The following is a 26,904-nucleotide window of genomic DNA, read 5'->3' as shown; positions in this document are numbered from 1 at the left end:
CCGCAAGACCGGCGCCGTCATGCGAAAGGGGCGCCCCGGCGGGACGCCCCTCACACCGACCCCCGAGGGGCCGATCGTCGTTCCATCAGGCCGCGTGACGGGCCTTCTCGGCACGGGCCTGCTCGATCGCGCGCTCGACCGACTGACGCTGCTCGGTCAGGAAGCCGTATTGCGGATGACCGGCGCATTCGCGGATCGCGTCATCATAGAGCTCCTTGAGCTGCTGCTCGCCGTTGATGATCTCGTCATAGACGCCTTCATCATTGCCGGTCAGCGAATCCTTGAGCTTCATCCAGCCGCGATGCGCGCCGGCAAGGGCGGAGCCCTTCTCGTCGACTTCGACGCCTTCGGCACCCAGCGTCTGGTGCAGCTTGGTGTGGAACTGCTCGCGCTCGGAAATCATGCGGTCGAAGAAGCCCACATAGCTCACTTCGCCCGACGCGTCGTTGCGTGCTTCGCGGTAGCCGTCACGGCTGTCGATGAGGCGGGTGTGGAGCTTCTTGAGGGTGTCGGTGTGATTGCTCATGGATATTCTCCGGTGTCTGTTACTGTTGCCCCCTCAACGCGGCCCTGAACAATTCGATCCATGGAATTCTCATTGTCCTTGCACCCCGGATTTCGGCCGGTGGTTTCCTGCCGATCAGCCTTGCGGCAGACGTGCGGCATCCATCAGCCGCCGCATTTCCCCGATCGCCGGGGTCAGGCCGCGGAAGATCGCCTCGCCGATGAGGAAATGCCCGATATTGAGCTCGGCAAGCTCGGGAAAGGCGGCCACCGGGGCGACCGTGTCATAGGTCAGCCCGTGCCCGGCATGAACCTCGAGCCCCAGGTCATGCGCCAGGCGGGACATTTCGCGCAGCCGTTCCAGCTCGGCATCGCGCCGCTCGAAACGCCCCTCGGCATGCGCGTCGCAATAAGCACCGGTATGAAGCTCGACCACCTGGGCCCCGATGCGCCGGGCCGCCTCGACCTGGGCCCGGTCGGCGGCGATGAAGATCGACACGCGGCAGCCGGCCTCGGCGAGCGGGGCTATGAAATGCGCGAGCCGATTCTCCTCGCGGGCGACCTCGAGTCCGCCTTCCGTCGTGCGCTCCTCGCGCCGCTCGGGCACGAGACAGACCGCATGCGGGCGGTGGCGTAGGGCGATCGCCTGCATCTCGGGCGTCGCCGCCATTTCCAGGTTGAGCGGCAGGGACAGCTCGGACATGAGGGCGTCGATATCCGCGTCCGAGATATGGCGCCGGTCCTCGCGCAGATGCGCCGTGATCCCGTCGGCCCCGGCCTCCTGCGCCAGCCGCGCGGCGCGAACGGGATCGGGCACGGCCCCGCCGCGCGCGTTGCGCACCGTCGCGACGTGGTCGATGTTCACGCCCAGCCGCAGCCGCGCTCCGCCCGCATCCGCCTCACGTCCCGCCATTGCCACCATCCTTCTTCATGTTGCGCGCCGCCGCCCGGCGCTTGGCAAGCTTGTTCTCGAGCGCCCGCGCCCGCGATTTCTGGTAGGCGGAGATCACCGGGCGTGATGCGGCATAGGCGATCACCGCGCAGACCACGCCCGGGATCAGCCCGCCCACGAGATAGGGGAGGAAGACCTGCCCCATGAAATCGTCGAGGCGGTACCACCGCACCGGTGCCCCGCTGAACACCGCCTTCGCATTGCTCCACAGCTCGATCGAAACACGGCTGAAGGCGCCGATCGTCTCGTGCAGCGGCTGTCCGTTCTCCACCCCCAACAGGGCCGCGCCAAGCTCGACCGACGTGCCGGCGATGATGGGAAAGGTCAGCGGATTGCCAAAGAAGGTCGCGAGGAGCGCCGCGAGGATGTTGCCGCCCATGATCCAGGCGAGACCGCTGGCCAGCAGGAAATGCAGTCCGAAGAAGGGCGTGAAGCTGACGAAGACCCCCGCCGCGATGCCGCGGCTGATCTTGTAGGCCGGGTCCGGCAGTCGCCGCAGCCTGTAGCCCATGTAGCGGATCGCACGCCACCACCCGCCCCGCGGATAGAGCGCCCGGCCGAAAGCTGCGACATGGGAGCGTGGCCTGCGCCGCTTGAACACCCCGGAGCCTCCTTGCTCAGCACGCCCCGGGCGAGGCCGCGGCCTCGGGGCGCTGGTTACGGCTCGCGCGAGGGATCGCGGAACCTTGTGATCGTCGCCACGTCGCTATCGGCCTCGAGGACCAGCCTGACGGCGTGCATATGTTCGACATCGCGCAGATCCACGTCGATCAGCAAGCGATAGAAGTCCTGTTTCCGGTCGCAAAAATGCAGATCCGAGATATTGGCCTTCTGCTCCCCGATCAATGTGCATATCCGGCCCAGAACACCAGCGTCGTTCGACAATGTCACATCGAAGGTGACGGTATTGACCGCCGGATGGGTGCCCGAATGCCAGTGCAGGTCGATCCAGCGATCGGGCTGATCCTCGAAGGGCACGAGCGCGGGGCAGTCGATGGCATGGATGCGCACCCCCTGCCCGCGGTAGGTGATGCCGACGATCCGCTCGCCCGGCACCGGCTGGCAGCAGGCCCCGCGCTGGAAGGTCTGGTCGCGCTCGAGGCCCACGATGGCGGCGCTGGCATCGATCTCGTCGGCGCGGCGGTTGGCCAGTTCGGGATAGAGCGTCTGGAGCATCTGCCGCGTGGTGATCTCGGCCGACCCGATGCGCGCCAGGAGCTCGTCGGAGCCCGGCAGTCCCAGTTGCCGCGCCGCCGTGGTCAGGGCCTTGTCGCCCACCCGCTTGCCGATCCCGTCGAAGGCCACGCGTGCCAGCTCCAGCCCCAGGCGGATGAAGCGGGCGCGGTCCTCCTCGCGCAAGGACCGCCGGATCGCGGCCTTTGCCCGCCCCGTGGCCACGATGTCGATCCAGGTCACCTGCGGGCGCTGCCCCTCGGCGGTCATGATCTCGACGGACTGGCCGTTCTTGAGCCGTGTCCAGAGCGGCACGCGGATATGATCGACCTTGGCGCCCACGCAGCTGTCGCCGATCCTTGTATGGATCGCATAGGCGAAGTCGAGCGGCGTCGCCCCGCGCGGCAGCTTCACGACCTCGCCCTTGGGCGTGAAGCAGAAGACCTGGTCCTGGTACATCTCGAGCTTCACGGCCTCGAGAAATTCGTCGTGATCCTCGGAGGCGTCGAAACGCTCGGTCAGCGAGGCGATCCATTTCGCGGGATCGACGGCAAAAGGGTTCTCGACACGCTCACCGTCGCGATAGGACCAATGCGCGGCCACGCCGGCCTCGGCGACCTCATGCATCTGGCGGGTGCGGACCTGCACCTCGACGCGCTTGCCGTCGCGTCCCGACACGGTGGTGTGGATCGAGCGGTAGCCGTTCGATTTGGGCTGGCTGATGTAATCCTTGAAGCGCCCCGGAACGGCGCGCCATCTTTGGTGGATCACCCCGAGCGTGCCGTAGCAGTCGGCCTCGTTCTCGCAGATCACCCGGAAGCCGTAGATGTCGGACAGGCGGGAGAAGCCGATATCCTTCTCCTCCATCTTGCGCCAGATCGAGAAGGGCTTCTTGGCCCGGCCGAACACCGTCGCCTCGATATTGGCACGCACCAGCTCGAAGCGGATGTCGGTGGTGATCTTGTCGATCACGTCGCCGGTCTCGCGCTGCAACGTGATGAAGCGCCGGATGATGGAGGTGCGCGCCTCGGGATTGAGCACCTGGAAGGCCAAGTCCTCGAGCTCCTCGCGCATCCATTGCATCCCCATGCGGCCCGCAAGGGGCGCATAGATGTCCATCGTCTCGCGCGCCTTCTTGACCTGCTTGTCGGGACGCATCGACTTGATGGTGCGCATGTTATGCAAGCGGTCGGAAAGCTTGACCAGGATCACCCGCAGATCCTTGCTCATCGCCATGAAGAGCTTGCGGAAATTCTCGGCCTGCTTGGTCTCGGTGGAGGTCAGCTCGAGATTGGTCAGCTTGGTGACGCCATCGACCAGCTCGGCGATCTCGGGGCCGAACCGTCCGGCGATCGCCCCGTAGGTCGACTTGGTGTCCTCGATCGTGTCGTGAAGGAGCGCGGTGACGATGGTCGCATCGTCGAGCTGCTGCTCGGCGAGCAGCATCGCCACGGCGACCGGATGCGTGAAATAGGGCTCGCCGGAATGGCGGAACTGACCCTCGTGCATCTCGCGCCCGTAGGTGAACGCGTCCCCGATCAGGCTGGAATTCGTCCTGGGATTGTAGCTGCGCACCTTCGCGATCAGCTCGTCTGCGCCGTCCATCAGTGCTGCGAATCCCGAATCCTGGGTGCGGGGCCGGCGGGCCGGCCCCGGCATGCCCCTATTGCTGGCCCTGCGCTTCCATCAGCGCGCGCAGGAGCTTCTCCTCGGACATGTCGTCCTCGGCGGGCTTGTCGTTCTCGGCGCCCATCAGGAGGGCCATCGAGTCCTCTTCGGGCTCGTCGACCTCGATCTGTGTCTGGTGGCTCTCGATCATCCGCTCGCGCAGCGCGTCGGCCTGCTGCGTCTCCTCGGCGATCTCGCGCAGGCTGACGACGGGGTTCTTGTCGTTGTCGCGGTCGACGGTCGGCGCGTCGCCGGAGGTGATCTCCCGCGCGCGGTGAGCGGCAAGCATCACCAGCTCGAACCGGTTGGGAACCTTGTCTACGCAGTCTTCAACGGTCACGCGGGCCATGGGTGCACTCCGGGTCGGGGATGAGAAAGCCCTGTTCTACGCCTTGCGAAATACCTTGACAACCCGCAATTCGAAGTGCCCGCGCGATCACCGCCCCGCCAGCGGTCCGCCGGCAAGGCGCTCGACCCCGGCACGCGCCTCGGCGGGAAGCGCATCGCGCATCTCGGTGACGCTCGATCCGGTTACCGGATGCCGCCAGTCGGGCGCGACATCGGCCCAGGGGATCAGGACGAACCCCCGCTCGTGGAGCCTCGGATGCGGCAGGATCAGCTCGCCGGGCGCTTCCACCGCCTGTCGCTCGGGCGGCATGTCGCGCCATGCGGCGTAGCCGGCGAGATCGGGACAGATCATCCCGTCCATGTCGAGCAGGTCCAGATCGAGCGTCCTTGGCGCCCAGCGACGCAGCCGCACCCGCCCGGCCGCCGCCTCGGCGCGGTGCATTGACGCAAGGCAATCGCGTGGCCCCATGGTCACGGTGAAGCGCGCCACCGCGTTGAGGAAATCGGGACCCGACCCGGCGGGAACCGCTATGCTTTTGTAAACGTAACTGGAATTCACGAGATCGAAACCTTCACCGCGCAGCATCTCTACAGCGGCACGAAGATTACCCCCCAGGCTGATTCCTCCGGAGGTTGCATTACTGCCAAAAGCCACAGTGACCCAGCGTAACACAACTCGAGATAAAGGGCGTTGTGTTACCATGGCATCGTTCTAAATGTTGCTAGCCGAACTTCGTTCATACGATCTACGCCCACTTATCGGCATGTTGCCGTGATTAAAGGAAACTGATCCATGTTCTATCGTGACGAGCGGCTCGCGCTGTTCATCGATGGATCGAACCTCTATGCGGCGGCAAAGTCGCTGGGTTTCGACATCGACTACAAACTTCTTCGCCAGGAGTTCGTGCGACGCGGCAAACTCCTGCGTGCCTTCTATTATACCGCTCTGCTCGAGAATGACGAATACTCCCCCATCAGGCCCCTGGTGGACTGGCTGCACTACAACGGCTTCACCATGGTGACCAAGCCGGCGAAGGAATATACAGACAGCCAGGGCCGCCGTAAGGTCAAGGGCAACATGGATATAGAGCTGGCCGTCGATGCGATGGAACTGGCGCCCCGGGTCGATCACATCGTTCTGTTCTCCGGCGACGGCGATTTCCGCCCCCTCGTGGAAGCCCTGCAGCGTGCCGGCGTGCGCGTCTCGGTCGTCTCCACCGTCCGCTCGCAACCGCCCATGATCGCCGACGAGCTCCGCCGTCAGGCCGACAACTTCATCGAGCTCGACGAGCTCAAGGAAGTGATCGGGCGTCCCCCGCGTGAAGAGACCCGCAATCTGCGCGAGGCTGTCGGCGAGTAACCCCGCCGGCCTCGCGCCGCTTGCCCTTCCCTGCAACGGGTATTCCGGACCTGCGCACGGGCGCGCATCGCCCAGGTGGGCCGCATGGTGGTGCCATCTGCTTGGCGCAGGCGAGCGGGCGCTGGATCTTCCGCCCGACAATCCCTAGATCCGGCCCAGCAGGAGGGCCATCTATGCGCAAACCCGATCTCAAACTCTATCTCGCCGCGCCGCGCGGCTTTTGCGCCGGCGTCGACCGTGCCATCAAGATCGTCGAACTGGCGCTCGAAAAATGGGGCAAGCCGGTCTATGTCCGGCACGAAATCGTCCATAACAAGTTCGTCGTCGATACCCTGCGCGCGCAGGGTGCCGTCTTCGTCGAGGAGCTCGACGAGGCCCCCTCCGACCGGCCCGTGATCTTCTCCGCCCATGGCGTACCGAAAGCGGTCCCCGCGGAGGCGCGGCGGCGCGAGATGGTCTATGTCGATGCCACCTGCCCGCTTGTGAGCAAGGTCCATATCGAGGCGGAACGCCATCACGCCAACGGATTGCAGATGATCATGATCGGCCATGCGGGCCATCCCGAGACGCTCGGTACCATGGGCCAGCTCCCCGAGGGCGAAGTCCTCCTCGTCGAGACCGCCGAGGATGTCGCGGGCCTGACGCCGCGCGATCCCGAACGTCTCGCTTTCATCACCCAGACGACGCTGAGCGTCGATGACACGGCCGGCATCGTCGCCGCGCTCAAGGCACGGTTCCCCGCGATCATCGGACCGCACAAGGAAGACATCTGCTATGCCACGACGAACCGCCAGGCCGCGGTCAAGCAGATCGCGCCGCTGATCGACGCCCTGCTTGTCATCGGCGCGCCGAACTCCTCCAATTCGCGCCGCCTCGTGGAAGTGGGCCGCTCGGCGGGATGCCCCTATGCTCAGCTGGTCCAGCGCGCGGTCGACATCGACTGGCGCGCACTTGATGGAGTACGGCGAATCGGGATTACCGCCGGCGCATCGGCGCCCGAGATGCTCATCGAGGAGGTCGTCGACGCCTTTCGCGAGCGGTTCGAGGTGGATGTCGAACTGGTCGAGACGGCCGTTGAGAATGTAGAGTTCAAGGTGCCGAGGGTCCTGCGCGAGCCGGCCTGATCCCGGGCTCCCGCCGGCATCCGCGATCCTGACCGCGTTCCGAAGGCTCAGCCTGCGCCCCCGGGGCGCGTCCATCACAGGAGACCGCCATGCCGCCCAATGTTCCGACGCTCCTCACCATGGCCGGCCTGCTGCCCTTCTTGTGGGGCGCCGCCACGATGGCCAGCCCGGCTCTCGCCGAACTGGGCGCGCGTCTCCTCGGCCCCCGCTTCATCGGACCCTATGTGCAGCTCTCCTACGGCACGGTGATCCTCAGCTTCATGTCCGGCATCCTGTGGGGTTTCGCCACCCGGGCACAGGGCCGCGTCGCCGCGACGGGCTACGCCCTGTCTGTCCTTCCGGCGCTCTGGACCTTCTTCCTGGTGGGCGGCGGGCCGGTCTCTGCCGCGATCTACCTGATGACGGGCTTCATCGCCGTGCTCGGCCTCGACTGGCTTTACTGGCGCCAGGGCCTGGCACCCGCCTGGTGGATGGCGCTCAGGATCCCGGTCACCGTGGCGGTTCTGCTCTGTTTGCTGCCGATCATCCTCTAGGCCCGGATACCCCCCTGTGCTCCGGTGCCCCGAAAGCGTAAGGAGCCCGCACCACGCCAGGAGACACTGATCGATGACGGACCTCTTCGCCTATACCGATGGCGCCTGCTCGGGCAATCCGGGCCCCGGCGGCTGGGGCGCCCTGCTGATCGCGCGCGACGATGACGGCGCCGTGGTCAAGGAGCGCGAGCTCAATGGCGGCGAGAAGTTGACGACGAACAACCGGATGGAGCTGCTTGCCGCGATCAGCGCGCTCGAGAGCCTCGCGCGCGCCAGCGCCATCACCATCGTCACCGACAGCCAATACGTGAAGAACGGGGTCACCTCCTGGATCCATGGCTGGAAGCGCAACGGCTGGAAGACGAGCCAGAAGAAGCCGGTGAAGAACGAGGATCTGTGGAAACGTCTCGATATCGCGCAGGGACGCCACCAGGTGCGCTGGGAATGGGTCAAGGGCCATGCGGGCCACCCCGAGAACGAGCGCGCCGACGCGCTGGCGCGGGCCGGCATGGCGCCGCACAAGACCGCGGGCGCCCCGCGAAAGAGCGAACGGGGATGAGCGCCGCGCCGCTTCTCGATTACGCCGCGGTCTGGGTCTTCGCGCTGACCGGCGCGCTGACGGCCAGCCGCGCGCAGCTCGACATCGTCGGGTTCATCTTCCTCGCCGGGCTCACCGCTCTCGGGGGCGGAACCATGCGCGATCTGCTGCTCGACCGCGACACCGTCTTCTGGATCGGGCAGCCGGGATACCTGGCCGTCGCCTGCACCGCCGCCCTGCTGATCTTCTTCACGGCCCATCTGGTCGAGAGCCGCCTGCGCTGGGTCGTCTGGCTCGACGCGGCCGCGCTCGGGGTCGCGGTGCCCGCCGGTATGGCCGCCGCCCTCGCCGACGGGCAGCCCTCCGGCATCGTGATCGTGATGGGCGTGGTCACCGGAACCCTCGGCGGCCTGATGCGCGATGTCGTCGCCAACGAGGTTCCCTTGGTCCTCACGCAGGGCGAGCTCTACGCGACGGCCGCATGCGCCGGTGCCGGTGCCGGCCTGATCGCGGCGGCGCTCGGGGCGGGACCGACCGCCGCGCTCGCCACCGCCGGCGTTGTCACCACCGCCCTGCGCGCGGGAAGTCTCGCCTTTGGCTGGGGCCTTCCGATCTACCGTCACCGCCCGCCGCGCAGCTGAGCGGCGCGCGCCCCTGGCCATTCATCTTCGTAAAAATACCTGAACTGTGCCGGAGGCGCGGGCGCACGGATGCCCCTTCCGGGCGCTGCGGCTCAACCGATCCGTTCAGGCAGGTCGAGCCCGCGCAGAACGTCCCGCGCCGGCATGGCCCGCCGCCCCTGCCTCTGGGCCTGGGTGATCTCGACCGCCCCCGTCCCGCAAGCGACCGTGAACGCGCCAAGGACCGTTCCCGGCTCCCTCCCTTCCGCCCCCCCCGGCGCCACGCGGCTGCCGAGCAGCTTCACGCGCTCCCCCGCGATTTCGCACCATGCGCCGGGGAAGGGGGAAAGCCCCCTGATCTGCCGGTCGACCTCCAGGGCGGGACGCGACCAGTCGATCCGCGCCTCGGCCTTGTCGATCTTGCTGGCATAGCTCACGCCATCCTCGGGCTGCGGCCGCGGAGGGAGGGCATCCAGCTGTCCGAGCGTTTCGACCACCGCCCGCGCACCCAGATCCGAAAGCCTGTCATGGAGCGTTCCGGCCGTATCGCCGGGACCGATCTCGACCTCTCGGCAGAGCCTGACCGGCCCGGTATCGAGGCCGGCTTCCATCTGCATGATGCACACGCCCGTCCGCGCATCCCCGGCCATCACCGCCCGTTGGATCGGCGCGGCACCGCGCCAGCGTGGCAGGAGCGATGCGTGGATATTCAGGCAGCCATGGCGGGGCGCATCCAGAACCGCCCGCGGCAGGATCAGCCCATAGGCCACGACCACGGCGATATCGGCGCCGAGCGCGGCAAACGCCTCCTGCTCGGGTGCGGCGCGCAGCGAGGCCGGATGGCGCACCGGCAGGCCGAGCGCCTGCGCGCGGGCCTGCACCGGGCTCGGCCGGTCCTTCTTGCCGCGCCCGGCGGGGCGTGGCGGCTGGCTGTAGACGCAGAGGATCTCATGCCCGGCATCGCACAGCGCATCGAGCGCCGGCACCGAGAAATCGGGCGTTCCCATGAAGATGATTCGCATATCCGCTCCTGTCCTATGCGCGCGCCGCCGCGCGGCTCAGCCCTTCGACTTGCGGGCGCGGCGAAGCAGAATATCCCTGCGGGTCCGGCTGAGACGGTCGAAATACATCCGCCCCTCAAGATGGTCGAGCTGGTGCTGCACGCTGGTCGCCCAGAGACCGACGAAATCGCGCTCCTCGCGCAGCCCGTCGGCATTGGTGAAGGCAATGGTGACGGCGCGGGGGCGCGCGACCAGCGCCGAGACACCCTCGAGATTGGGACTCGCCTCCTCGTGCGGGCGCAGCGTCACGCTGGCATGAAGCAGTTCGGGATCGGCCATCCGCACCACCTGCCCGCGCGTCTCGGAGGCATCGACGACCGCAAGGCGCAGCATCACGCCGATCTGCGGGCCCGCAAGCCCCACGCCGGGCACCGCCTCCATGGTATCGATCATGTCCTGCCAATGCGCGCGGATTTCGTCCGTGATCTCGCCCACCGGCGCGGCGGCCCGCCGCAGGCGCGGATCGGGCCATGGCAGGATCGGCCGGATGCTCATCCGCGCGCCATCTCGCGCTTCAGCTTGACCATCTTGCGGGTGATCATCTGGCGGCGCAGAGGCTTGAGGTAGTCGATGAAGAGCTTGCCGTCGAGATGGTCGATCTCGTGCTGCACGCAGGTCGCCCAGAGCCCCTCGAAACGCTGGCGCATCGGGCTGCCGTCGGGATCGCTCCAGCTGACCTCGACCTCGGCGGGCCGCTCGACCTCGGCATATTGCTCGGGGATCGACAGGCAGCCCTCCTCGTAGACGCTGCGCGCCTCGGAGGACCATTCGATCACCGGGTTCACGAGGGCCATGGGCCGGGGGGCCTCGCCCTCCTCCTTGACGCAATCCATGACGAGCACTCGCCGCATCACGCCGATCTGCGGCGCCGCAAGCCCGATGCCGGGCGCGTCATACATCGTCTCGAGCATGTCATCGGCGAGGCCCCGCAGCTCCGCGTCGAAGGCGGTGACGGGATCGGCCGGCTTCTTGAGACGCGGGTCGGGATGGATCAGGATCGAGCGCAATGTCATGAGGCTGCATGTATGCGAGCCTGCGCGCCCGCGCAATCTCCTTGCACCCAGACCGCGCCGCGTTAGCCTCGCCGCGATACCGGATCCGCGCGGATCCCCCGAAAGACACAGCCAGGGAGCGGGACATGGATTTCGACGAGATCATCGACAGGCGCGGCACCCATTGCTCGAAATGGGACATGATGGAGCCGCTCTACGGTGTCTCGCCGCAAGATGGCATCGCGATGTGGGTCGCGGACATGGACTTCCGCCCCCCCAGGGTCGTGACCGAAGCCCTAGAGGCGATGACGGCGCATGGCATCTATGGCTATTACGGCGACGAGGGCAGCTATCTCGAGGCGATCCGCTGGTGGCTCGGCACCCGTCACGGCTGGACCCCCGAGGCGCGCGACATCTTCTCGGCGAACGGGCTGGTGAACGGCACGGCGATGTGCGTCGACACCTACACCGCCCCGGGCGACGGGGTCGTGCTCTTCTCGCCGGTCTATCACGCCTTCTACAGGGTCATCACGGCCGCCGGCCGGCGGGTCGTCGAATGCCCGCTCGCGCTCGAGAACGGGCGCCATGTCTTCGATTTCGACGCTTACGACGCGCAGATGGATGGCAGCGAGACGATGCTGATCCTGTGCTCGCCCCACAATCCGGGCGGACGCGTCTGGAGCACCGAGGAGTTGCGCGCCGTCGCCGCCTTCGCCGAGCGTCACGGGCTCGTCCTCGTCTCGGACGAGATCCATCAGGACATCGTCATGCCCGGGCACCAGCATATGCCGATGCCCCTTGCCGCGCCCGAGGCCGCCGGGCGGACGATCGTGCTCAACGCGGCAACCAAGAGCTTCAACATCGCCGGCGCCCATATCGGCAATGTCATCATCTCCGATCCCGAGCTGCGCCGCGCCTTCGCCGCACGCATGACCGCCCTTGGCCAGTCACCCAACAGTTTCGGGCTGCACATGGTCACCGCGGCCTACTCGCCGCAAGGGGCGGAATGGATCGATGCTCTGAACACGTATCTCGACGGGAACCGGCGCACCTTCGAGGAGGCGATGGCCGCCATCCCCGGCGTGGCGCCGGTTCCCATCGAGGCGACCTACCTGTGCTGGATCGACATGCGCGGCACCGGGATGGACCAGGCCGAGCTGGCCGCGCGCATCGGCGAGCGGGCGCGCATCGCGGCGAGCGCGGGGCCGAGCTTCGGCACCGGCGGCGAAGGGTTCGCGCGGTTCAACATCGCCATGCCCCGCGCGCGCGTCGAGGAGGCCGCGGCACGGCTCACGGAGGCGTTCTCGGACCTGCAATGATCCGCCGGACGGGGACCCGCGATCCGCGCCGCGACTTGACTTGCGGGGCAATCGCGACGATATGGCATCCCAAGACGTCGTCCCCTGCCGCGTGAGCAGACGGCCCGAGGGGCCTTGAGCAGGACGGCGCACCGTTTCCCAGATCACGCGGGGAGGCAGGCGCCTTGGCGGCAGGTGGGCAATCCGGCTCCCGGTCAGTTTATCGCGCATCCTCTGATCCGCCCCGGCAACAGTGCCGGTTCCCTTTCGTGCGGCGCGCCCGCACCTTAATGCCGGTGCCCCCGCGCCGCGCAAACCCAAGGATTTCCAATGGACTTCGACATGCTGGGCCTGTCGCCCAAACTCGTCGCCAGGCTCGCCGAGCAAGGCATCACCGAACCCACCCCGATTCAGAAGCAGGCCATTCCCCACGCGATGAACGGCCGCGACGTCATGGGTCTTGCGCAGACCGGAACCGGCAAGACCGCCGCCTTCGGCCTGCCGCTGATCCACGCGCTGACCACCGAAGGGACCAAGCCCGCGCCCAAGACCGCGCGCGGCCTGATCCTTGCGCCGACGCGCGAGCTTGCCAACCAGATCGCCGAGAACCTGCGCTCCTATACCGGCGGCTCGCACCTGTCGGTCGCGATCGTCGTGGGCGGCGTGTCCATCAACCGCCAGATCAACCGCCTCGAGCGCGGCGTCGACCTGCTCGTCGCCACGCCCGGTCGCCTGATCGACCTGCTCGACCGCCGTGCCGTGCGCCTCGACGAGACGCGCTTCCTCGTACTCGACGAAGCGGACCAGATGCTGGACATGGGCTTCATCCACGCGCTGCGCAAGATCGCGCCCCTGCTCGCCCCCGAGCGCCAGACGATGCTCTTTTCGGCAACCATGCCCAAGTTGATGAACGAGATCGCGCAGGCCTATCTCGACAATCCGGTGCGCGTCGAGGTCTCGCCTCCGGGCAAGGTCGCCGACAAGGTCACGCAGGAGGTGCATTTCCTTCCCAAGGAAGGCAAGCAGGGCAAGCTCGTCGAGCTGCTTCAGCGGCACCGCGAGGAGCGCGCGCTTGTCTTCGCCCGCACCAAACACGGCGCCGAGCGGCTGATGAAGCAGCTCGACCGGGCCGGCTTCGCCGCCGCCTCGATCCATGGCAACAAGAGCCAGAACCAGCGCGACCGTGCGATCACGGATTTCAAGAGCGCCAAGATCCGCGTGCTCGTGGCCACCGATGTCGCCGCGCGCGGCATCGACATTCCGGGCGTCGAGTATGTCTACAATTTCGACCTGCCGAACGTGCCCGAGAACTACGTGCACCGCATCGGGCGGACGGCGCGGGCCGGACGTGCCGGCGAGGCGATCGCCTTCTGCGCGCCCGACGAGATGGGCGATCTTCGCGGCATCGAGAAGGTGATGAAACTGTCGATCCCGGTGGCCAGTGGCGCCCCCTGGGCCGAAGCCGAGGCACCCGCAAAATCGGGCCGCGGCGGGGCCGGCAACCGTCGGCGCCGCTCCTCGGGCGGCGCAGGTGGGGGCGGCGGTGGCCGGCGCTCCGGCGGCGGACGCCGGGCCGCCTGAGCCAGCTTTTCAGCTGCCGGCGGCATCCTTCGCCGGCAGCTCCCGCGCGGGGCGCTGCGCCTTCGGGCGCAGCACATGCGGCGCGGCCGCGTCGTAAAGGGCCGAGTCGCGAAAACCCTCATTCTCCCCGAGCGCCGGCCCCACGAGGATCAGCGCGGTCCGGGTGATCTTCTGCGCACGCACCTTCTCCCGGATGTCGGCGATCGTTCCGCGCAGCAGCATCTGATCGGGCCAGCCCACCCTGTAGGCCACGACGACCGGGCATTGCGCGCCATAATGCGGCGTCAGCACCCGCTCGATCTCGCGCAAGGCGCGCACGCCGAGATGAATTGCCAATGTGGCGCCGGTCGCGGCAAAGTTCTCGAGCGTTTCGCGCGGCGGCATGGACGTCGATTTCATCGAGACCCGCGTCAGCACGATCGATTGCGCGATCTCCGGTATTGTCAGCTCCTGACCCAGCGCCGCGGCCGCCGCGGCATAGGCCGGCACCCCGGGCACGATCTCGTAGGGGATGCCATCGGCGCGCAGCTTCCTGATCTGTTCGGCGATCGCGCCGTAGAGGGATGGATCGCCGGAATGAACCCGCGCCACGTCCTCCCCCCGCTCCCGCGCGGCAAGGATCTCGGCATGGGTCTCCTCCAGCGTCATCGAAGCCGTGTCGCGCACCAGCGCCCCTTGCGGGGCCTGCGCGACCACCGCCTCCGGCACCAGCGAGCCGGCATAGAGACAGACCGGACAGCGCGCGATCACCCTTTGCGCCTTCAGCGTCAGCAGTTCCGGATCCCCCGGACCCGCTCCAACGAACCAGACCTTCATCGCGCCGTCCCCTTCATCTTCGTCCAAATACCTAAAGGAAATCTGATCGCGCTCAGCGCCCCGACAGATCGCCGTCGATCCGGCGGGCATAACCGCGCGGCGTATACATCCGGGGTCCTTCGCCAAGCTGGGCGAGCCGCGTCTGCGACGAGCCCACGAGCACCACCGTCAGCATGTCCACCTCGTCCACATCGAGCGCGTCGAGCCGGCGATAGACCAGCGCCTCCTCCGGCCGGCCAAGGGAGCTGGCAAGCAGGACCGGGGTGTCCGCCGGCCTGTGGCGCAGCAGGATGTCGCGCGCCTCCGCCAAGAGCGTGCGGCGCCGTTTCGACACGGGGTTGTAAAAGGCGATGACGAAATCGCCCTGCGCCGCCGCCTCCAGCCGCCGCACGATATCCTCGCGCGGGGTCAGCAGATCGCTGAGGGAAATGGCGCAGAAATCGTGGCCGAGCGGCGCGCCGGCCTGCGCCGCCGCCGCCTGAAGCGCCGAGACGCCGGGCGAGCAGACGATTTCCGCCCGCCGCGCAGCCGGGCCGACACCGCCCTCCGCCTCGGCGCGGTCGAGCAGCTCGAAGACCAGCGCCCCCATCGCGTAGATCCCCGCATCCCCGGAACAGACGAGGGCGACCGAATGCCCCTGCCCCGCCAGCTCGAGCGCGTGACGGCAACGCGCCTCCTCGCCGCCCAGTGGAAAATCGTGCCGCTCCTTGCCGGCGGCAAGCGGGCCCAGGAGATCAATGTAGAGCCCGTAGCCCACGAGGATATCGGCCTGCGCCACCAGCCTCGAGACCTCGGGCGTGCGCCACGCCGCCTGCCCCGGACCGATCCCCACGACACTGAGCCTTCCGCGTGGCCGGCCGCCGGGCTCGGTGATCGGCTCGGGCGCGAGCGCCAGCGCCGCCGTTGCCATGGCGCTGCGTCTCTTGGGCATGACGAGCTCCCCTGAGCCGCCCGCGCCGGCCAGCGCCGCGCCCTCGCAGACCCCGTGACAGCCGACCTCGTCGAACACCACCTGCGAGGGCGTCGCGAGGCGTCCGGCCTCCGCCTCGAGCGCATCCGCGGTGAAGAAACGCAAAGGCGCTCCGAGATGGGCCGCAAGCGCATGCATCGCCGGCTCGTCCTCTTTCAGATCGAGCGTGTGCACGGCGGCGATCGCGCCGGGGGCAATATCCGCCTCGGCCAGAAGCTCGTCGACCAGCCCGATCAGCTCCTCGGGCGGACAGTTGCGCGAGCAGCCGACACCGAGCGCCGCGCGCTGCGGGCGGTAGACCAGCCTCGGTAGGGTGGCAGGCGGAAGGCTGGCTGCCATGGTGCAGCACAGCTCGGCCGCGTCACCCTCCGGGACATCCTTCAGCCAGGTGGCCGTTCCGGCCGCAGCGCCGGTGATCCGCGCGCCGCCTCCCAGGAGCGCCGCCATCACCGGCCGCGCGCCGGCGGGCGTTCCGGGATCGTCGAGCGACCAGCCCGGCGGCGGCGCATCGAGCGCGGTGCCCAGCGCGATGTCGCCCGCCGTCGTGACCGCCGGCACACCGCCCAGCCCCTCGGCGAGGCGGCGCGCGATCCGGTTCGCGCCGCGATGACCGCCGAGCAGCGGCACGATCACCGCGCCGTCATCGCTGACCGAGACGACCGGCGGCTCGCTGCGCTTGTCGCCCAGGAGCGGCGCCACCGCGCGGATCAGGATGCCACTGGCACAGACCCCGACGATCGGCACCCCCGCAGCGAAGAGATCGCGCGCATGGGCGAGGGCATCCGGGAAATGCGCATCGGCCGTGCCCGTGCGTCCCTCCCGGCCGTGAAGCTCGGCGCCGAGCATCTCCGCCGCGGCGCGCGCGACCTTCTCGCCGGATTGCGAGAGCATCATCACAACAGGTTTCACAGCCAAGGATCGGCTCCTTTCGCAAGCAGGATCATCGAGAAATAAGGCGCCGGATCGGGCGCATCGCGCAGCGGCATCACCCGTTCCTGCGGCAGGCTGGCACGCTCGACATAGACGGCCCGCTCCAGCAGGCCGAGCCCATCGACCACATCCCTGATCTTGGCGAGATGGCGGCCGACCTTCATGATCGCGACCGTCTCGGCGCCCTCGATCCGGCTCTCGAGCTCGGCGCGCGGAAGCGGTCCCGGCAGGATGGTTATGCGCTCGTTGCGCGCGGCGAGCGGCAAACGCGCAAGGGCGGCGCAGGCATTGAGGGAGGTGACGCCCGGCACGATCTCGCAGGTGAAGCGCGGCGCGAGGCGGGCATGCAGATACATGAAGGAGCCGTAGAAGAACGGATCCCCCTCGCACAGGCAGGCCACGTCGTCCCCCGCATCGAGGGCGGCGGCGATCCGGTGCGCGCCGGCGTCGTAGGCGGCCTGCGCAGGGGCGCGCTCGGGCGTCATCGGCACTTCCATCGCGATCTCCCGCGCGCCCGGCGCGATCAGCCCGGCCGCGATTGACCGGGCAAGGCTTTCACGGCCGGCAAGGGCCGGGTAGGCGATGACCGGACAGGACGCGATCAGCCGCGCCGCTTTCAGCGTGATGAGCTCGGGATCGCCGGGGCCGAGCCCGATCCCGTAGAGCGTGCCCGCCATCAGGTCTCGAAGCTCCATTGCATCACCGGCATCGCCGCGCGCCAGCCGCGATAGGGGCCGACCGGCTCGGCGCGCGCGATCTGCAACTGCACCAGGTCGCCCCCGTGGCGTGCATGCAGCTCGCTCATCAGGGACTGGCTTTCCAGGGTCACGGCATTGGCCACCAGCCGCCCGGAGGGGCGCAGGGCCCCGAGCGCCATGTCCACCACGCCCGAGGACAGGCCACCGCCGATGAAGACGGCATCGGGCGGCGCAAGACCCGCGCAGGCCTCCGGCGCGCTGCCCCCACGCAGTTCCAACCGGGGCGTGCCGAGGGCCTCGGCGTTGCGTGCTGCCATCATCCGGCGGTCCTCGCGCGGCTCTATCCCGATGGCGCGCGCCTCGCGTGCCGCGCGCATCCACTCGATCGAGACCGACCCGCAGCCGCAGCCCAGGTCCCACAGCAGCGCGCCGCGCATCGGCTTGAGCCGGGCCAGCGTCAGGGCACGCATCTCGCGCTTGGTCATCGTGCCGTCATGCTCGAACGCGTCGTCCGGAAGGCCGGGGATCCGGGCATGCCAGCGGGTGCCGGGCGCCGCGACGCATTCGACGGCAAGGGTGTTGAAGGGCGGAACCTGCGCGTCCCAGTCGGCCGCGCGCCCCTCGATGCGGGCCTCGTTCGGCCCGTCCATCGCCGAGAGCACGGTCAGGCGGCTCTCTTCCATGCCGGCCGCCCGCAGGAAACCGGCGATCACGCCGGGCGTCGCCGCCCCCGTGGTCAGGATCAGCAACCGCGCACCGGGTTGAATGAAGGGGATCACCTGCGCCTCGGGCCTGCCATGAACGGTCAGGGTCTCCACATCCGGCAGGCTCCATCCCATGCGGGCGGCCGCGAGCTGGAAGGCCGAGATCTGCGGATGGAAAACGATCTCGCCGGCGGGAAGCGCGCGGGCGATCCGCGCGCCGACCGAATACCAGAGCGGATCGCCGGTCGCGAGCACCGCCACGCGGCGGCCGCGCAAGGACCCGAGCCGTTCGATCAGCGCGTCGAAGGGCGAGGGCCAGGCGACCCGCTCGGCGGTGACCGCCTCCGACAGGCGGTGATGGCGGTCACCGCCGACGATCACATCCGCCGCCTCGAGCACGGCGCGCGCCGCCGGGCGCAGCCCCGCCATCCCGTCCTCGCCGATGCCGATCACGTGCAGCCACGGACCGCTCACCGATCCGGCTCCGTGACCGCAAGACCGGAGGCCAGGGCGTTCACCGCCGCCGACGCCATCGCCGAGCCGCCGCGCCGGCCGCGCAAGGTCACGAATTGCGCGCCGCGCGGATCGGCGGCCAGTTCCGCCTTGCTCTCGGCTGCGCCCACGAAGCCCACGGGAAAGCCCAGGATCACCGCCGGGGCAGGCCAGCCCTTCTCGATGCCCTCGAGCAGGTGGAAAAGGGCGGTGGGCGCGTTGCCGATGGCCACGACCGCGCCTTCGAGGTTCGGCGCCCAGAGCTCGGTCGCGGCGGCCGAGCGGGTCGTCCCGAGGTGGGCGGCCATGTCCGGAACACGGGGCGCGTTGAGGGTGCAGATCACCGCGTTCCCGGCAGGCAGGTTGCGCGCGATCACGCCGGAGGCCACCGCCTCGCAATCGCACAGGATCGGCGCGCCGGCACGCAGTGCCGCCATGCCCGCCTGCACCGCGCCGGGTGAATGGGCGATCCTGTCGGCGATCTCGACCATGCCGCAGGCATGGATGAGCCTGACCACCAGCGCCTCCGTTGCCCCGTCGAACCGCTCCAGCCGCGCCTCGGCCCTGACGGTCGCAAAGCTCCGGGCGTAGATCGCCGCCGGGTCCTTCTCGTAGGGCCGCATCATGACAGGCCGGCGCTCCCGCACATGCAGGGAGCCTCCGGCGGAGGTATTTTGGCGAAGCTGAAGGCCATGGCGTTCACTTTCGGACCTTGCGCGCGCTCAGCGGGCCATGCGGGTGGTCGGCATGGGGATAGGGGGCATGGTGATGGTCGTGGTCATGAGCATGATCGTGGTGATGGTCATGCCCGTGGTGATGGTGGTGATGACCGGCTTCCTGCATCTGGAGCCGGCACTCACCGGTGCAGAAATCCTCGCAAAGGGTGCAATCGGCCACGTTGGAGCCCGGTGCCGCGGCGCCCTGCCCCTCGACATGGTGATGGTGGCTTTCCTGCACCGCGCCCATCTCCGCCTCGAAGCCGAGAACCTGGGTGCGATACTTGCACATGGCGCAATTGGGCGGCGGGATCTCCCCGACCTGTTCGGTGATGCGTTCGGCGAAGGTCTCGATCACCTTCGGATGATCGTTCAGGTAGCCCGCCTTGACCCAGCGGATCTCGGGATGTGCCTCCGCGACGCGATCGGTGAAGCCATAGATCCGGTCGATCAGGATGCCTGTGAACAGGAAATACGGAAAGACGACGACGCGGCGGTAGCCGAGCTTCGCGACATGCTCGAGGCAGGGTTCAACCAGGGGAAAGGTGACGCCGGAATATCCGGTCTCGACCCATCCGAAGCCGAGCCCTTCGGCAAGCATGCGCGCGACCTTCGCGACGTTTCCGTTGGCATCGGGGTCGGAGGCGCCGCGCCCGATCACCACGAGGCATGTCTCGTGCAGCGGGACGGCACCATCCTGCGCGTCGGCGGCGGCGACGGCATCGCGCACCCGGTCGGCGGCGGCGGCGATCATCTTCGGGTCGACGCCGAGCTCACGCCCGTAGCTGATCTCGATCCCATTGGCGGCGGCGTAGGTGTTGAGAACGGTCGGGATGTCATTCTTGGAATGCATTGCGGCGAAGAGCATTCCGGGCACCGCGAGGATCCGGTCGCAACCGGCATCGCGCAACCTGTCGAGCCCGTCGCGGATCACCGGGTTGGCGAATTCCAGATAGCCGTAATCACACAGCCAGTCCGGCGGCAGATGCCCGGGAAGACGCTTGGCAAGGACCGCGAACTCGTCGACCGCAGCCTGGCTGCGCGAGCCGTGACCGCAGATCATCACGCCCGTCTTTCCCCGGGCTTGCCCCTGCGCGCCGCTCATGCCGGTGCCTCGTCGCCGCCCGCCGGTGCCTCGTCGCCGCCCGCCGACGGCTCCTGCGCGGTGTCCTTGTTTTCCGAGCGAGAGCGCCGCCCCTTCAGATGCGCCCAGGCCGAGAGCCCGATGGCGATGCCGGCCGCGGCGCCGGCAACCCAGTGATCATGCCCGGCGAGGTCGGCCAGATGACCCGAATGGCCCAGGAGCGGCGTCGGCAGGGCGAGAGCGGCGAGAAGTATCGAAAGGCGCATGTGCATCCTCCATCCGGCAGGGCGGGCGCCGCAAAGGAGGCGGCACCGCGGCGCGGTGCCAGACGATGCCATGCTGCGCCCCCCTAGCTGGGTCGGGTGCAGCGCGGCCACCTTTCCGGCCCCGCGAGGGGGCGTCGTCGCGCCGGGTATAGGCGCGCACAGGCACGGGCGCAAACCGTTAAGCGTCTCCGGAGGCGGCGAAACCGACATGTGCGCGGATGCAGGCAAGGCGCGCGCGCGCGCCGCTTGGCCCCTTGCGCGCCGCGCGCTACGTGCAAGCGGGCAGGGAAATCCAGGGAGACGGACATGGGCAAACTGATCGACGGCATCTGGAGCGACAGCTGGTACGACACGGCCAAGACCGGCGGCAGCTTCGTGCGCTCGGAGGCGAGCTTTCGTAACTGGATCACTCCGGACGGCGCCGCCGGACCAAGTGGCCAGGCAGGCTACAAGGCCGAGGCGGACCGGTATCACCTTTATGTCAGCTACGCGTGTCCCTGGGCGAACCGGGCGCTGTTCCTGCGCAAGCTCAAGTCGCTCGAACCGCTGATCGGCGTCTCTGCCGTCCATCCGCACATGCTGTCCGATGGCTGGACCTTCGAGGATGATTTTCCCGGCGCGACCGGGGACCGGCTGTACGGCCTGCCCTTCGCGCGTGATGTCTATCTCAAGGCGATGCCGGACATGACCGGCCGCGTCACGGTGCCGATCCTGTGGGACCGGCAGACCGAAACGATCGTCTCCAACGAATCCTCCGAGATCATCAGGATGCTCAACACCGCCTTCGACGGGCTGACGGGCAACACCGACGACTACTGGCCCGAGGAGCAGCGCGAGGAGATCGAGCCGATCAACGCGCGGGTCTACGACACCGTCAACAACGGCGTCTACAAGGCCGGCTTCGCCACCACCCAAAAGGCCTATGACGACGCGGTCCACGCGCTTTTCGACAGTCTCGACTGGCTGGAGGGTCTGCTGGCGGAGCGGCGCTACCTTGCCGGCGCGCGCGTCACCGAGGCCGACTGGCGCCTTTTCTCGACCCTGGTGCGCTTCGATCTCGTCTATCACCTGCATTTCAAGTGCAACCGGCGGCGGATCATCGACTACCCCAACCTGTGGGCCTATACGCGCGAGCTCTACCAGTGGCGCACCCCTGATGGGGGACGGATCGCGGACACGGTGCATTTCGACCATATCGTCGAGCATTACCATTACAGCCACGAGACGATTAACCCGCACAGGATCATCCCGATCAACCCGGTCCTCGACTGGGAGGAGCCGCACGGGCGGGGATGAGAGCGCGCCGAAAACCGGCCCGCCGATGTCAGTCGGCGGCGCCGTAATGGGTGACGATCGCGGCCAGGTCCTCGGGTGCGGTATGGGCGTTCACCGACATGGCCACGTTCGGGATCATTCCGAAGACCGATCCGTCCGAGAAGAAGCGGCGCGATGTGATCGGGATGATCTTCGCCTCAGGGCGGCGATAGGCCGCGAAATCGGCGACCGCCAGCGCATCGCCCTCCCCCAGCGCCAGGCTGAGGATGACAACGCCGATCTCCGCCTCGCGCAGGCACGCGGTCGCGCCATCGGCGTCCTGCGCGCAAAGCACCCGGCACCCGGCTCGCTCGAGCTGCCTGCTCCAGAGCCAGGAAAGATTCGCATCGCTTTCGACGAGAAGCACGAGCATCGGCGGTCTCCGAAGGCCACCCGAGCTGCGCGATGCCCTCTTCGACGACCTGTTCCCTTGAAGGATTGATTTTAGCCAATTTCCCCGCATCCGTCCATCGAGCCCTGCTACATGGTTAACGCACCCCCCTCGCGGGCCGGGCTTGCACTGCGGACCCAGTTGCGCGATCACCCCGCCCTGAATGCCCGCGACCCGCAAGGGCAAGCCATTCCCGAGGAAGCATCCATGAGCACCTGGATCACCATTTGCGACACCTGCAGGCGGGAGGGACGTCCCGAGGACGAGGCAGGCCCGCGCGACGGCGCGCGTCTTGCCGAACTGGTCGAGGCGGCCGCCGGCGCCTCCCGGATGCAGGGCGAGGATCTCAGGACGCGCCGCGTCTCCTGCCTGATGGGATGCACCCACGGGTGCAATGTCGCCGTGCAGGCCGATGGCAAGCTGAGCTATACATTGGGCCGGTTCGAAGCCCGGACGCAGGATGCCGAGGCGATCGTCGCCTATGCCGCGCTGCATGCCCGGAGCGATGCGGGGCAGGTTCCCTACAGGACATGGCCGCAGGGGGTGAAGGGCCATTTCATCACGCGCCATCCGCCCCTGCCCCGCGAGGGCGAGGGCACCGATCAGGACGGCACGGAAGGCGCCGCGGGATGAGCGCCGGCGGCGCGCGCGACCATGGCGGCGGCGTCGATGCGGCCGCCGCGCATCATGGCGGGACGCGCGGCGACTGGCTCGACCTGTCGACCGGGATCAACAGGGTGCCCTACCCGCTCGGCCAATTCGATCCGGACGATTGGTGCGCGCTGCCCGACACGGGCGCGCATCGGCGCCTCGAGGATGCCGCGCGCCGCTTCTGGCAGGTGCCCCGCGAGGCGGACGTGCTCGCCGCGCCGGGCGCCTCCGCGCTGATCGCGCGCCTGCCCGCGCTCGCGCCTCCCGCACGCGTTGCCATTCCCGGCCCGACCTATAATGAACATGCCGCCGCCTTCGCCGCGCAGGGCTGGGAGGTGGTCGAGGCCGCACCCGGCGAGCCCGCCGCGCTCGGTGCTGCGGCGCAGGTCCTCGTCCACCCCAACAATCCCGACGGCCGGATGGCCGATGCGGATGCCCTGCGCGCGCCGCTGCGCATCACGGATGAGAGTTTCTGCGACCTCGTGCCCGAGCGGTCCCTGATCGCGGATGCGAGGCGCCCCGGCGGCGTGGTGCTCAAGAGCTTCGGGAAGTTCTGGGGGCTTGCAGGGATCCGTCTCGGCTTTGCCATCGGCGATCCAGCCCTCATCGCACCCTTGCGCGCGGCCCTCGGCCCATGGCCGGTTTCGGGTCCGGCGCTGCGCATCGGCACCGCCGCGCTCGGGGATGCGGACTGGGCCCGGCGGACCCGCGCGCGCCTGCGCGGCGACGCGCTCTGGCTCGACGCGCGCCTTGCCGAACGGGGCGCCGCGCTGGTGGGCGGCACCGATCTCTTCCGCCTCTACCGCCATCCGAATGCGCGCGCCTGGCACGCGGCGCTCGCAGGGCGGCAGATCTGGAGCCGGGTCTTTCCCTATGCGCCGGACTGGCTGCGCCTGGGATTGCCGGCACCGGACGAGCGCGCGCGTCTCGCGGCGGCGCTCGAGACCCTGGAATGAGCCATGCGGCGGTTCTTCTGGGGGCGCTGCTGCTCGACGCGCTCCTCGGCGAGCCGCGCTGGCTGTGGTCTCGGTTGCCGCATCCGGCGGTGCTCATGGGCCGCGCGATCGATCTTGCCGATCGGCGGTTCAATCGCGGCGGCATGCGGCGCGCGAAGGGCGCGTTGCTCCTCGCGCTGGGCGCGGCGGGGGCCCTTGCCGCCGGCCGGGTGATCGGGGCCCTCGGCTGGCCGGCCGAGATGATCGTCGCGGCGATCCTCCTGGCGCAGCGCAGCCTCGCCGATCACGTTGGCGCAGTGGCCTCGGCCCTCTCGCGCGGGCTGCCGGAGGGGCGGCGGGCCGTGTCGATGATCGTTGGCCGGGAGACCAGCACGCTCAACGAGGCGGGCGTGTCGCGCGCGGCGATCGAATCGGGAGCGGAGAACCTCGCTGACGGGGTGATCGCGCCGGCGCTGTGGTTCGCGCTGGGCGGATTGCCGGGAATGCTGCTCTACAAGCTGGTGAATACCGCCGACAGCATGATCGGCCACCTGACACCGCGCCATGCCCGGTTCGGCTGGGCGGCGGCGCGGCTCGACGATGTGATGAACTGGCCGGCCGCGCGCCTGACCGCGCTGCTGATCGCGGTGTCCCATGGGCGGCCGGGCCTCTGGCCGGCGATCCGCCGCGAAGCGCCGCGCCACCGATCACCCAATGCCGGCTGGCCCGAGGCCGCCATGGCGCATGTGCTGGACGTGGCGCTGTCGGGGCCGCGGACCTATGGCGGAGAGCTGCGGGACGAGCCCTTCGTGCATCCCTCCGGCCGCCGCGATCCGGGCCGGGGCGAGATCACCCGCTCGGTCGCCGCGCTCTGGCGGTCCTGGGCGCTCTTCGCGCTCGCCGTCACGCTGGTGTCATTTGCCTGACGGGGGCGGTCTGCTACCAGCAGGGCGACCGATCAGAAAAGGAGCCCCCATGCGCCCTACCGTTCCGACAATCGCCAAGGCTGCCATTGGCGCCGCCGTCGCCTCCCTCGCGGGACTGTCCCCGGCCAGTGCCCAGGACGCACCCTGCGGCGGGGATTTCCGCAGCTTCGTGGCCGAGCTGGAGCGCGAGGCGGTCTCGCGCGGCCATGCCCCGGAGGTTGCCGCGCGTTTCTTCTCGGGCGTGCAGCGCGACCAGCGCACCATCGACGCGGACCGGCGGCAGGGCGTCTTCCAGATCCCCTTCATCGATTTCGCGCGCCGCCTGATCAGCGCGGGCCGGATCGAGCAGGGCCGCCAGATGGCGACGCGCCATGACGCGATCTTCGACAGGATCGAGCGCGATTACGGCGTCAGCCGGGGCGTGCTCCTGGCCTTCTGGGCCTTCGAGACGGATTACGGCGCGGTGCAGGGCGATTTCAACACCGTCAATTCACTCGTCACGCTGGCCCATGATTGCCGCCGCCCGGAACTCTTCCGCCCGCAGGTCTTTGCCGCGATCGAGCTGGCACAGCGCGGCGGCCTCGATCCCGCGCGCACCCAAGGCGCCTGGGCCGGCGAGATCGGGATGGTGCAGATGCTGCCGGAGGACATCCTGCGCAACGGCACCGACGGCGATGGCGACGGGCGCGTCGAGCTCAAGACATCGGTGCCCGACGCGCTGGTCTCCGGCGCGCGGATGCTCTCGCAGATGGGCTGGCGTCCGAACGAGCCGTGGATCACCGAGGTCGCCGTTCCCGGTGACCTCGACCTGTCGCTCAGCGGGCTCGAGACGGTGATGAGCGGCGCCGAATGGGCCGCGCGCGGCATTCGGGCGCGCAGCGGCGAAATCCGCGAGGATCTTCCCGCCTCGCTCGTATTGCCCCAGGGCGCGGGCGGGCCGGCCTTCCTCGCCTATCCCAACTTCAACGTCTACTTCGAGTGGAACCAGTCCTTCGTCTACGTGATGACGGCGGCTTATTTCGCGACGCGCCTCGAGGGGGCCCCGATCTTCGATGCCGGCAGCCCGGCACCCGGTCTGGGCAAGGACGACATGCTGCGCCTTCAACGAGAGCTCGCCGGGCGCGGCCACGATGTCGGCGAGATCGACGGGATCCTCGGTGCGGGCACGCGCGGCGCCGTGCGGGCCGAGCAGGAGCGCCTCGGGCTGCCGGCCGATGGCTGGCCCACGGCGGCGCTTCTCAACCGGCTCTGAGATCGCGCGCCTGTCCCTTTGGGCAGGCGCGGCGCCATTTCAAGGGAACGGCGGCGAAGGCAGGCCGCAAAGATGCCCCGTCCCCCGCCATGCGCCATAATCCGCGGGCCGGGGGTGATGGTTTGGGCGGCGTCTGGCCGATCCGCCAAGGTCGCGATCCATGGCGAAACCACGGCGGCGATACGGTGTTGGCCCTTCAGCAAAGCCACGAACGGCACGAAAGGATACGTCATGAAAAAGATGATCTCCACCACCGCTGCAATCGCCCTGCTCGCCGCCAGCCCGGTGATCGCCCAGGTCTCCACGCAGACCGAAAGCCAGACCGAGCTCGACGCACAGGCCAGCGATCTTGCCGGCGAAGCCAACACCGCCACCGACAACACCGCCAGCGGAACCGCCGCCGACGGCTCCACCGATCTGGGCGTCAGCGTCCAGGATCGCGGCATGGGTGGCTCCACCACCCTCGACACCGATGTCGACGCGATGACCGGGGCCGATGGCGACCGCGAGGGAACCACGATCGGCACTGACAGCAACGTCCAGATCGACAGTGAAGCCGGTGCCGGCCAGTCGAATGTCGGTACGGGCGCGGCCGTCGAGCTGGAGGAGAACGCGATCTCCACCGTCGAGAACGGCGCTGGCACCTCCGGGGCCGCCGGAACCGATGCGCAGATCGATGCCGAGGGTTATTCCATGGCCGACCTGTCGATGGTCGATCCCGAGAAGCTGATCGGGGCCGAGGTCTACAACACCGAATCGGACCGCGTCGGCAAGGTCGAGAACGTGCTCACCTCCGAGAATGGCGAGATCGAAGGTCTGGTGATCAGCGTTGGCGGCTTCCTCGGCATCGGCGACAAGCCGGTGAAGCTCTCCTCGGGGGATTTCGAACTGCGCCAGAACGCGGACGCCGACATCCGCATCAGCACGCAGATGACCGAGGACCAGCTCAAGGCGATGGACCGCTTCGAGGAAGCCTCCTGATACGCCGCGAGGCGGGCTCTGCCCCC

30 protein-coding genes are annotated in these 26,904 nt (G+C 68.7%); 13 read left to right on the top strand and 17 right to left on the bottom strand.

From position 1 onward, the window contains the following. Nucleotides 1-85: 85 nt before the first annotated feature. The 6 genes from PMES_RS10765 to folK all read right to left on the bottom strand — a co-directional run bounded on the left by PMES_RS10765 (nt 86) and on the right by folK (nt 5,348). Complete coding sequence (locus PMES_RS10765) at nt 86-526, bottom strand: PA2169 family four-helix-bundle protein (protein ID WP_159965687.1); 441 nt, start codon at nt 524-526, stop codon at nt 86-88. 114 nt (nt 527-640) lie between these two features. Continuing rightward, nucleotides 641-1,417, bottom strand: coding sequence for a pyridoxine 5'-phosphate synthase (locus PMES_RS10760; protein WP_159965686.1), 777 nt, complete (start codon nt 1,415-1,417; stop codon nt 641-643). Continuing rightward, nucleotides 1,404-2,057, bottom strand: a complete 654-nt coding sequence (locus PMES_RS10755; protein WP_159965685.1) for a DUF2062 domain-containing protein — start codon at nt 2,055-2,057, stop codon at nt 1,404-1,406. The genes PMES_RS10760 and PMES_RS10755 overlap by 14 nt, the downstream gene beginning before the upstream one ends. 56 nt (nt 2,058-2,113) lie before the next feature. Continuing rightward, nucleotides 2,114-4,234, bottom strand: coding sequence for a RelA/SpoT family protein (locus PMES_RS10750; protein ID WP_159965684.1), 2,121 nt, complete (start codon nt 4,232-4,234; stop codon nt 2,114-2,116). Between the two features lie 58 nt (nt 4,235-4,292). Next, nucleotides 4,293-4,646, bottom strand: a complete 354-nt coding sequence (gene rpoZ / locus PMES_RS10745; protein ID WP_159965683.1) for a DNA-directed RNA polymerase subunit omega — start codon at nt 4,644-4,646, stop codon at nt 4,293-4,295. Nucleotides 4,647-4,733: 87 nt separating this feature from the next. Next, complete coding sequence (gene folK, locus PMES_RS10740; protein WP_236549778.1) at nt 4,734-5,348, bottom strand: 2-amino-4-hydroxy-6-hydroxymethyldihydropteridine diphosphokinase; 615 nt, start codon at nt 5,346-5,348, stop codon at nt 4,734-4,736. A 90-nt stretch (nt 5,349-5,438) separates the two neighbouring features. On the opposite strand from folK, the gene PMES_RS10735 reads away from it, so the two are divergent. From PMES_RS10735 to PMES_RS10715, 5 genes are all read left to right on the top strand, one after another. Next, nucleotides 5,439-6,005, top strand: a complete 567-nt coding sequence (locus PMES_RS10735) for a LabA-like NYN domain-containing protein (protein WP_159965681.1) — start codon at nt 5,439-5,441, stop codon at nt 6,003-6,005. 173 nt (nt 6,006-6,178) lie between these two features. Further along, entirely contained in the window at nt 6,179-7,129 is a 951-nt protein-coding gene (ispH, locus tag PMES_RS10730) for a 4-hydroxy-3-methylbut-2-enyl diphosphate reductase (protein WP_159965680.1), read from the top strand. A gap of 89 nt (nt 7,130-7,218) precedes the next feature. Then, nucleotides 7,219-7,662 carry a DUF3429 domain-containing protein gene (locus PMES_RS10725; RefSeq protein ID WP_159965679.1) on the top strand — a complete coding sequence of 148 codons (444 nt, stop codon included), beginning with the start codon at nt 7,219-7,221 and terminating at the stop codon, nt 7,660-7,662. Between the two features lie 73 nt (nt 7,663-7,735). Continuing rightward, on the top strand, nt 7,736-8,221 hold the full coding sequence (gene rnhA / locus PMES_RS10720) for a ribonuclease HI (RefSeq protein WP_159965678.1): 486 nt from the start codon (nt 7,736-7,738) through the stop codon (nt 8,219-8,221). Further along, nucleotides 8,218-8,841 (top strand): trimeric intracellular cation channel family protein, encoded by a 624-nt coding sequence (locus tag PMES_RS10715; RefSeq protein ID WP_159965677.1) that lies wholly within the window; start codon nt 8,218-8,220, stop codon nt 8,839-8,841. The genes rnhA and PMES_RS10715 overlap by 4 nt, the downstream gene beginning before the upstream one ends. Before the next feature lie 92 nt (nt 8,842-8,933). Here the strand turns inward: PMES_RS10715 and fmt are convergent, their stop codons facing one another. From fmt to def (PMES_RS10700), 3 genes are read right to left on the bottom strand one after another with little or no spacing between them, the layout of a single operon-like run. Next, nucleotides 8,934-9,842, bottom strand: coding sequence for a methionyl-tRNA formyltransferase (gene fmt / locus PMES_RS10710; protein ID WP_159965676.1), 909 nt, complete (start codon nt 9,840-9,842; stop codon nt 8,934-8,936). A 36-nt stretch (nt 9,843-9,878) separates the two neighbouring features. Next, nucleotides 9,879-10,376: a peptide deformylase gene (def, locus tag PMES_RS10705; protein ID WP_159965675.1), complete on the bottom strand. Its 498-nt coding sequence runs from the start codon at nt 10,374-10,376 to the stop codon at nt 9,879-9,881. After that, nucleotides 10,373-10,894, bottom strand: coding sequence for a peptide deformylase (gene def / locus PMES_RS10700; protein ID WP_159965674.1), 522 nt, complete (start codon nt 10,892-10,894; stop codon nt 10,373-10,375). Before def (PMES_RS10700) ends, def (PMES_RS10705) begins: the two co-directional genes overlap by 4 nt. A 125-nt stretch (nt 10,895-11,019) precedes the next feature. On the opposite strand from def (PMES_RS10700), the gene PMES_RS10695 reads away from it, so the two are divergent. Continuing rightward, on the top strand, nt 11,020-12,192 hold the full coding sequence (locus tag PMES_RS10695; protein ID WP_159965673.1) for a MalY/PatB family protein: 1,173 nt from the start codon (nt 11,020-11,022) through the stop codon (nt 12,190-12,192). A gap of 309 nt (nt 12,193-12,501) precedes the next feature. Beyond that, nucleotides 12,502-13,752 carry a DEAD/DEAH box helicase gene (locus PMES_RS10690; protein ID WP_159965672.1) on the top strand — a complete coding sequence of 417 codons (1,251 nt, stop codon included), beginning with the start codon at nt 12,502-12,504 and terminating at the stop codon, nt 13,750-13,752. A 9-nt stretch (nt 13,753-13,761) separates the two neighbouring features. Here PMES_RS10690 and cobM read toward each other — a convergent pair whose 3' ends face one another. The 7 genes from cobM to PMES_RS10655 all read right to left on the bottom strand — a co-directional run bounded on the left by cobM (nt 13,762) and on the right by PMES_RS10655 (nt 20,428). Continuing rightward, the gene (gene cobM, locus PMES_RS10685; protein ID WP_159965671.1) at nt 13,762-14,568 is read right to left on the bottom strand and encodes a precorrin-4 C(11)-methyltransferase; all 807 of its coding nucleotides are present in this window, start codon (nt 14,566-14,568) and stop codon (nt 13,762-13,764) included. A gap of 52 nt (nt 14,569-14,620) precedes the next feature. Continuing rightward, nucleotides 14,621-16,432 (bottom strand): precorrin-3B C(17)-methyltransferase, encoded by a 1,812-nt coding sequence (cobJ, locus tag PMES_RS10680; RefSeq protein ID WP_201288991.1) that lies wholly within the window; start codon nt 16,430-16,432, stop codon nt 14,621-14,623. An 11-nt stretch (nt 16,433-16,443) separates the two neighbouring features. Then, on the bottom strand, nt 16,444-17,145 hold the full coding sequence (gene cobI, locus PMES_RS10675) for a precorrin-2 C(20)-methyltransferase (RefSeq protein WP_159965720.1): 702 nt from the start codon (nt 17,143-17,145) through the stop codon (nt 16,444-16,446). Continuing rightward, on the bottom strand, nt 17,145-18,344 hold the full coding sequence (gene cbiE, locus PMES_RS10670; protein WP_159965669.1) for a precorrin-6y C5,15-methyltransferase (decarboxylating) subunit CbiE: 1,200 nt from the start codon (nt 18,342-18,344) through the stop codon (nt 17,145-17,147). The genes cobI and cbiE overlap by 1 nt, the downstream gene beginning before the upstream one ends. After that, a complete protein-coding gene (locus tag PMES_RS10665) occupies nt 18,341-18,985 on the bottom strand; it encodes a precorrin-8X methylmutase (RefSeq protein WP_159965719.1) in 645 nt (214 codons plus the stop codon). Before PMES_RS10665 ends, cbiE begins: the two co-directional genes overlap by 4 nt. A gap of 76 nt (nt 18,986-19,061) precedes the next feature. Next, nucleotides 19,062-20,183, bottom strand: a complete 1,122-nt coding sequence (locus tag PMES_RS10660; RefSeq protein ID WP_159965668.1) for a sirohydrochlorin chelatase — start codon at nt 20,181-20,183, stop codon at nt 19,062-19,064. After that, nucleotides 20,180-20,428 (bottom strand): DUF6732 family protein, encoded by a 249-nt coding sequence (locus PMES_RS10655; RefSeq protein ID WP_236549777.1) that lies wholly within the window; start codon nt 20,426-20,428, stop codon nt 20,180-20,182. Before PMES_RS10655 ends, PMES_RS10660 begins: the two co-directional genes overlap by 4 nt. A 306-nt stretch (nt 20,429-20,734) precedes the next feature. Between PMES_RS10655 and PMES_RS10650 the strand changes: the two genes are divergently transcribed. Continuing rightward, nucleotides 20,735-21,724: a glutathione S-transferase family protein gene (locus PMES_RS10650; RefSeq protein WP_159965666.1), complete on the top strand. Its 990-nt coding sequence runs from the start codon at nt 20,735-20,737 to the stop codon at nt 21,722-21,724. A 28-nt stretch (nt 21,725-21,752) separates the two neighbouring features. On the opposite strand, the gene PMES_RS10645 is transcribed toward PMES_RS10650, so the two are convergent. Continuing rightward, nucleotides 21,753-22,115 carry a DNA-binding transcriptional response regulator gene (locus tag PMES_RS10645; protein ID WP_159965665.1) on the bottom strand — a complete coding sequence of 121 codons (363 nt, stop codon included), beginning with the start codon at nt 22,113-22,115 and terminating at the stop codon, nt 21,753-21,755. A 225-nt stretch (nt 22,116-22,340) separates the two neighbouring features. Between PMES_RS10645 and PMES_RS10640 the strand changes: the two genes are divergently transcribed. From PMES_RS10640 to PMES_RS10620, 5 genes are all read left to right on the top strand, one after another. Continuing rightward, complete coding sequence (locus tag PMES_RS10640; protein ID WP_159965664.1) at nt 22,341-22,766, top strand: DUF1636 family protein; 426 nt, start codon at nt 22,341-22,343, stop codon at nt 22,764-22,766. Continuing rightward, the gene (gene cobD / locus PMES_RS10635) at nt 22,763-23,740 is read left to right on the top strand and encodes a threonine-phosphate decarboxylase CobD (RefSeq protein WP_159965663.1); all 978 of its coding nucleotides are present in this window, start codon (nt 22,763-22,765) and stop codon (nt 23,738-23,740) included. The genes PMES_RS10640 and cobD overlap by 4 nt, the downstream gene beginning before the upstream one ends. After that, nucleotides 23,737-24,645, top strand: a complete 909-nt coding sequence (gene cbiB, locus PMES_RS10630) for an adenosylcobinamide-phosphate synthase CbiB (RefSeq protein ID WP_159965662.1) — start codon at nt 23,737-23,739, stop codon at nt 24,643-24,645. The genes cobD and cbiB overlap by 4 nt, the downstream gene beginning before the upstream one ends. 49 nt (nt 24,646-24,694) lie before the next feature. Next, a complete protein-coding gene (locus PMES_RS10625) occupies nt 24,695-25,897 on the top strand; it encodes a lytic murein transglycosylase (protein WP_159965661.1) in 1,203 nt (400 codons plus the stop codon). A 231-nt stretch (nt 25,898-26,128) separates the two neighbouring features. Then, nucleotides 26,129-26,878 (top strand): PRC-barrel domain-containing protein, encoded by a 750-nt coding sequence (locus PMES_RS10620; RefSeq protein ID WP_159965660.1) that lies wholly within the window; start codon nt 26,129-26,131, stop codon nt 26,876-26,878. Nucleotides 26,879-26,904 lie beyond the last annotated feature (26 nt).

Origin of the sequence: Profundibacterium mesophilum KAUST100406-0324 (genome assembly GCF_009835145.1) — a bacterium.
In the GTDB taxonomy this organism is placed as follows: domain Bacteria; phylum Pseudomonadota; class Alphaproteobacteria; order Rhodobacterales; family Rhodobacteraceae; genus Profundibacterium; species Profundibacterium mesophilum.
This window is presented reverse-complemented; position numbering and strand designations above follow the sequence as displayed.

Bases quoted from the DNA above. Each gene is read 5' to 3' on its own strand.
- rnhA (WP_159965678.1), top strand. From the start codon at position 7,736: ATGACGGACCTCTTCGCCTATACCGATGGCGCCTGCTCGGGCAATCCG.
- PMES_RS10760 (WP_159965686.1), bottom strand. From the start codon at position 1,417: ATGGCGGGACGTGAGGCGGATGCGGGCGGAGCGCGGCTGCGGCTGGGC.
- PMES_RS10660 (WP_159965668.1), bottom strand. From the start codon at position 20,183: ATGAGCGGCGCGCAGGGGCAAGCCCGGGGAAAGACGGGCGTGATGATC.
- PMES_RS10650 (WP_159965666.1), top strand. From the start codon at position 20,735: ATGGGCAAACTGATCGACGGCATCTGGAGCGACAGCTGGTACGACACG.
- PMES_RS10715 (WP_159965677.1), top strand. From the start codon at position 8,218: ATGAGCGCCGCGCCGCTTCTCGATTACGCCGCGGTCTGGGTCTTCGCG.
- PMES_RS10690 (WP_159965672.1), top strand. From the start codon at position 12,502: ATGGACTTCGACATGCTGGGCCTGTCGCCCAAACTCGTCGCCAGGCTC.
- PMES_RS10765 (WP_159965687.1), bottom strand. From the start codon at position 526: ATGAGCAATCACACCGACACCCTCAAGAAGCTCCACACCCGCCTCATC.
- PMES_RS10695 (WP_159965673.1), top strand. From the start codon at position 11,020: ATGGATTTCGACGAGATCATCGACAGGCGCGGCACCCATTGCTCGAAA.
- def (WP_159965675.1), bottom strand. From the start codon at position 10,376: ATGAGCATCCGGCCGATCCTGCCATGGCCCGATCCGCGCCTGCGGCGG.
- PMES_RS10725 (WP_159965679.1), top strand. From the start codon at position 7,219: ATGCCGCCCAATGTTCCGACGCTCCTCACCATGGCCGGCCTGCTGCCC.
- PMES_RS10645 (WP_159965665.1), bottom strand. From the start codon at position 22,115: ATGCTCGTGCTTCTCGTCGAAAGCGATGCGAATCTTTCCTGGCTCTGG.
- folK (WP_236549778.1), bottom strand. From the start codon at position 5,348: ATGGTAACACAACGCCCTTTATCTCGAGTTGTGTTACGCTGGGTCACT.
- PMES_RS10640 (WP_159965664.1), top strand. From the start codon at position 22,341: ATGAGCACCTGGATCACCATTTGCGACACCTGCAGGCGGGAGGGACGT.
- PMES_RS10620 (WP_159965660.1), top strand. From the start codon at position 26,129: ATGAAAAAGATGATCTCCACCACCGCTGCAATCGCCCTGCTCGCCGCC.
- PMES_RS10655 (WP_236549777.1), bottom strand. From the start codon at position 20,428: ATGCGCCTTTCGATACTTCTCGCCGCTCTCGCCCTGCCGACGCCGCTC.
- ispH (WP_159965680.1), top strand. From the start codon at position 6,179: ATGCGCAAACCCGATCTCAAACTCTATCTCGCCGCGCCGCGCGGCTTT.
- fmt (WP_159965676.1), bottom strand. From the start codon at position 9,842: ATGCGAATCATCTTCATGGGAACGCCCGATTTCTCGGTGCCGGCGCTC.
- def (WP_159965674.1), bottom strand. From the start codon at position 10,894: ATGACATTGCGCTCGATCCTGATCCATCCCGACCCGCGTCTCAAGAAG.
- PMES_RS10625 (WP_159965661.1), top strand. From the start codon at position 24,695: ATGCGCCCTACCGTTCCGACAATCGCCAAGGCTGCCATTGGCGCCGCC.
- PMES_RS10665 (WP_159965719.1), bottom strand. From the start codon at position 18,985: ATGCGGCCCTACGAGAAGGACCCGGCGGCGATCTACGCCCGGAGCTTT.
- PMES_RS10750 (WP_159965684.1), bottom strand. From the start codon at position 4,234: ATGGACGGCGCAGACGAGCTGATCGCGAAGGTGCGCAGCTACAATCCC.
- cobI (WP_159965720.1), bottom strand. From the start codon at position 17,145: ATGGCGGGCACGCTCTACGGGATCGGGCTCGGCCCCGGCGATCCCGAG.
- cobD (WP_159965663.1), top strand. From the start codon at position 22,763: ATGAGCGCCGGCGGCGCGCGCGACCATGGCGGCGGCGTCGATGCGGCC.
- cbiB (WP_159965662.1), top strand. From the start codon at position 23,737: ATGAGCCATGCGGCGGTTCTTCTGGGGGCGCTGCTGCTCGACGCGCTC.
- rpoZ (WP_159965683.1), bottom strand. From the start codon at position 4,646: ATGGCCCGCGTGACCGTTGAAGACTGCGTAGACAAGGTTCCCAACCGG.
- cobJ (WP_201288991.1), bottom strand. From the start codon at position 16,432: ATGATGCTCTCGCAATCCGGCGAGAAGGTCGCGCGCGCCGCGGCGGAG.
- PMES_RS10735 (WP_159965681.1), top strand. From the start codon at position 5,439: ATGTTCTATCGTGACGAGCGGCTCGCGCTGTTCATCGATGGATCGAAC.
- cobM (WP_159965671.1), bottom strand. From the start codon at position 14,568: ATGAAGGTCTGGTTCGTTGGAGCGGGTCCGGGGGATCCGGAACTGCTG.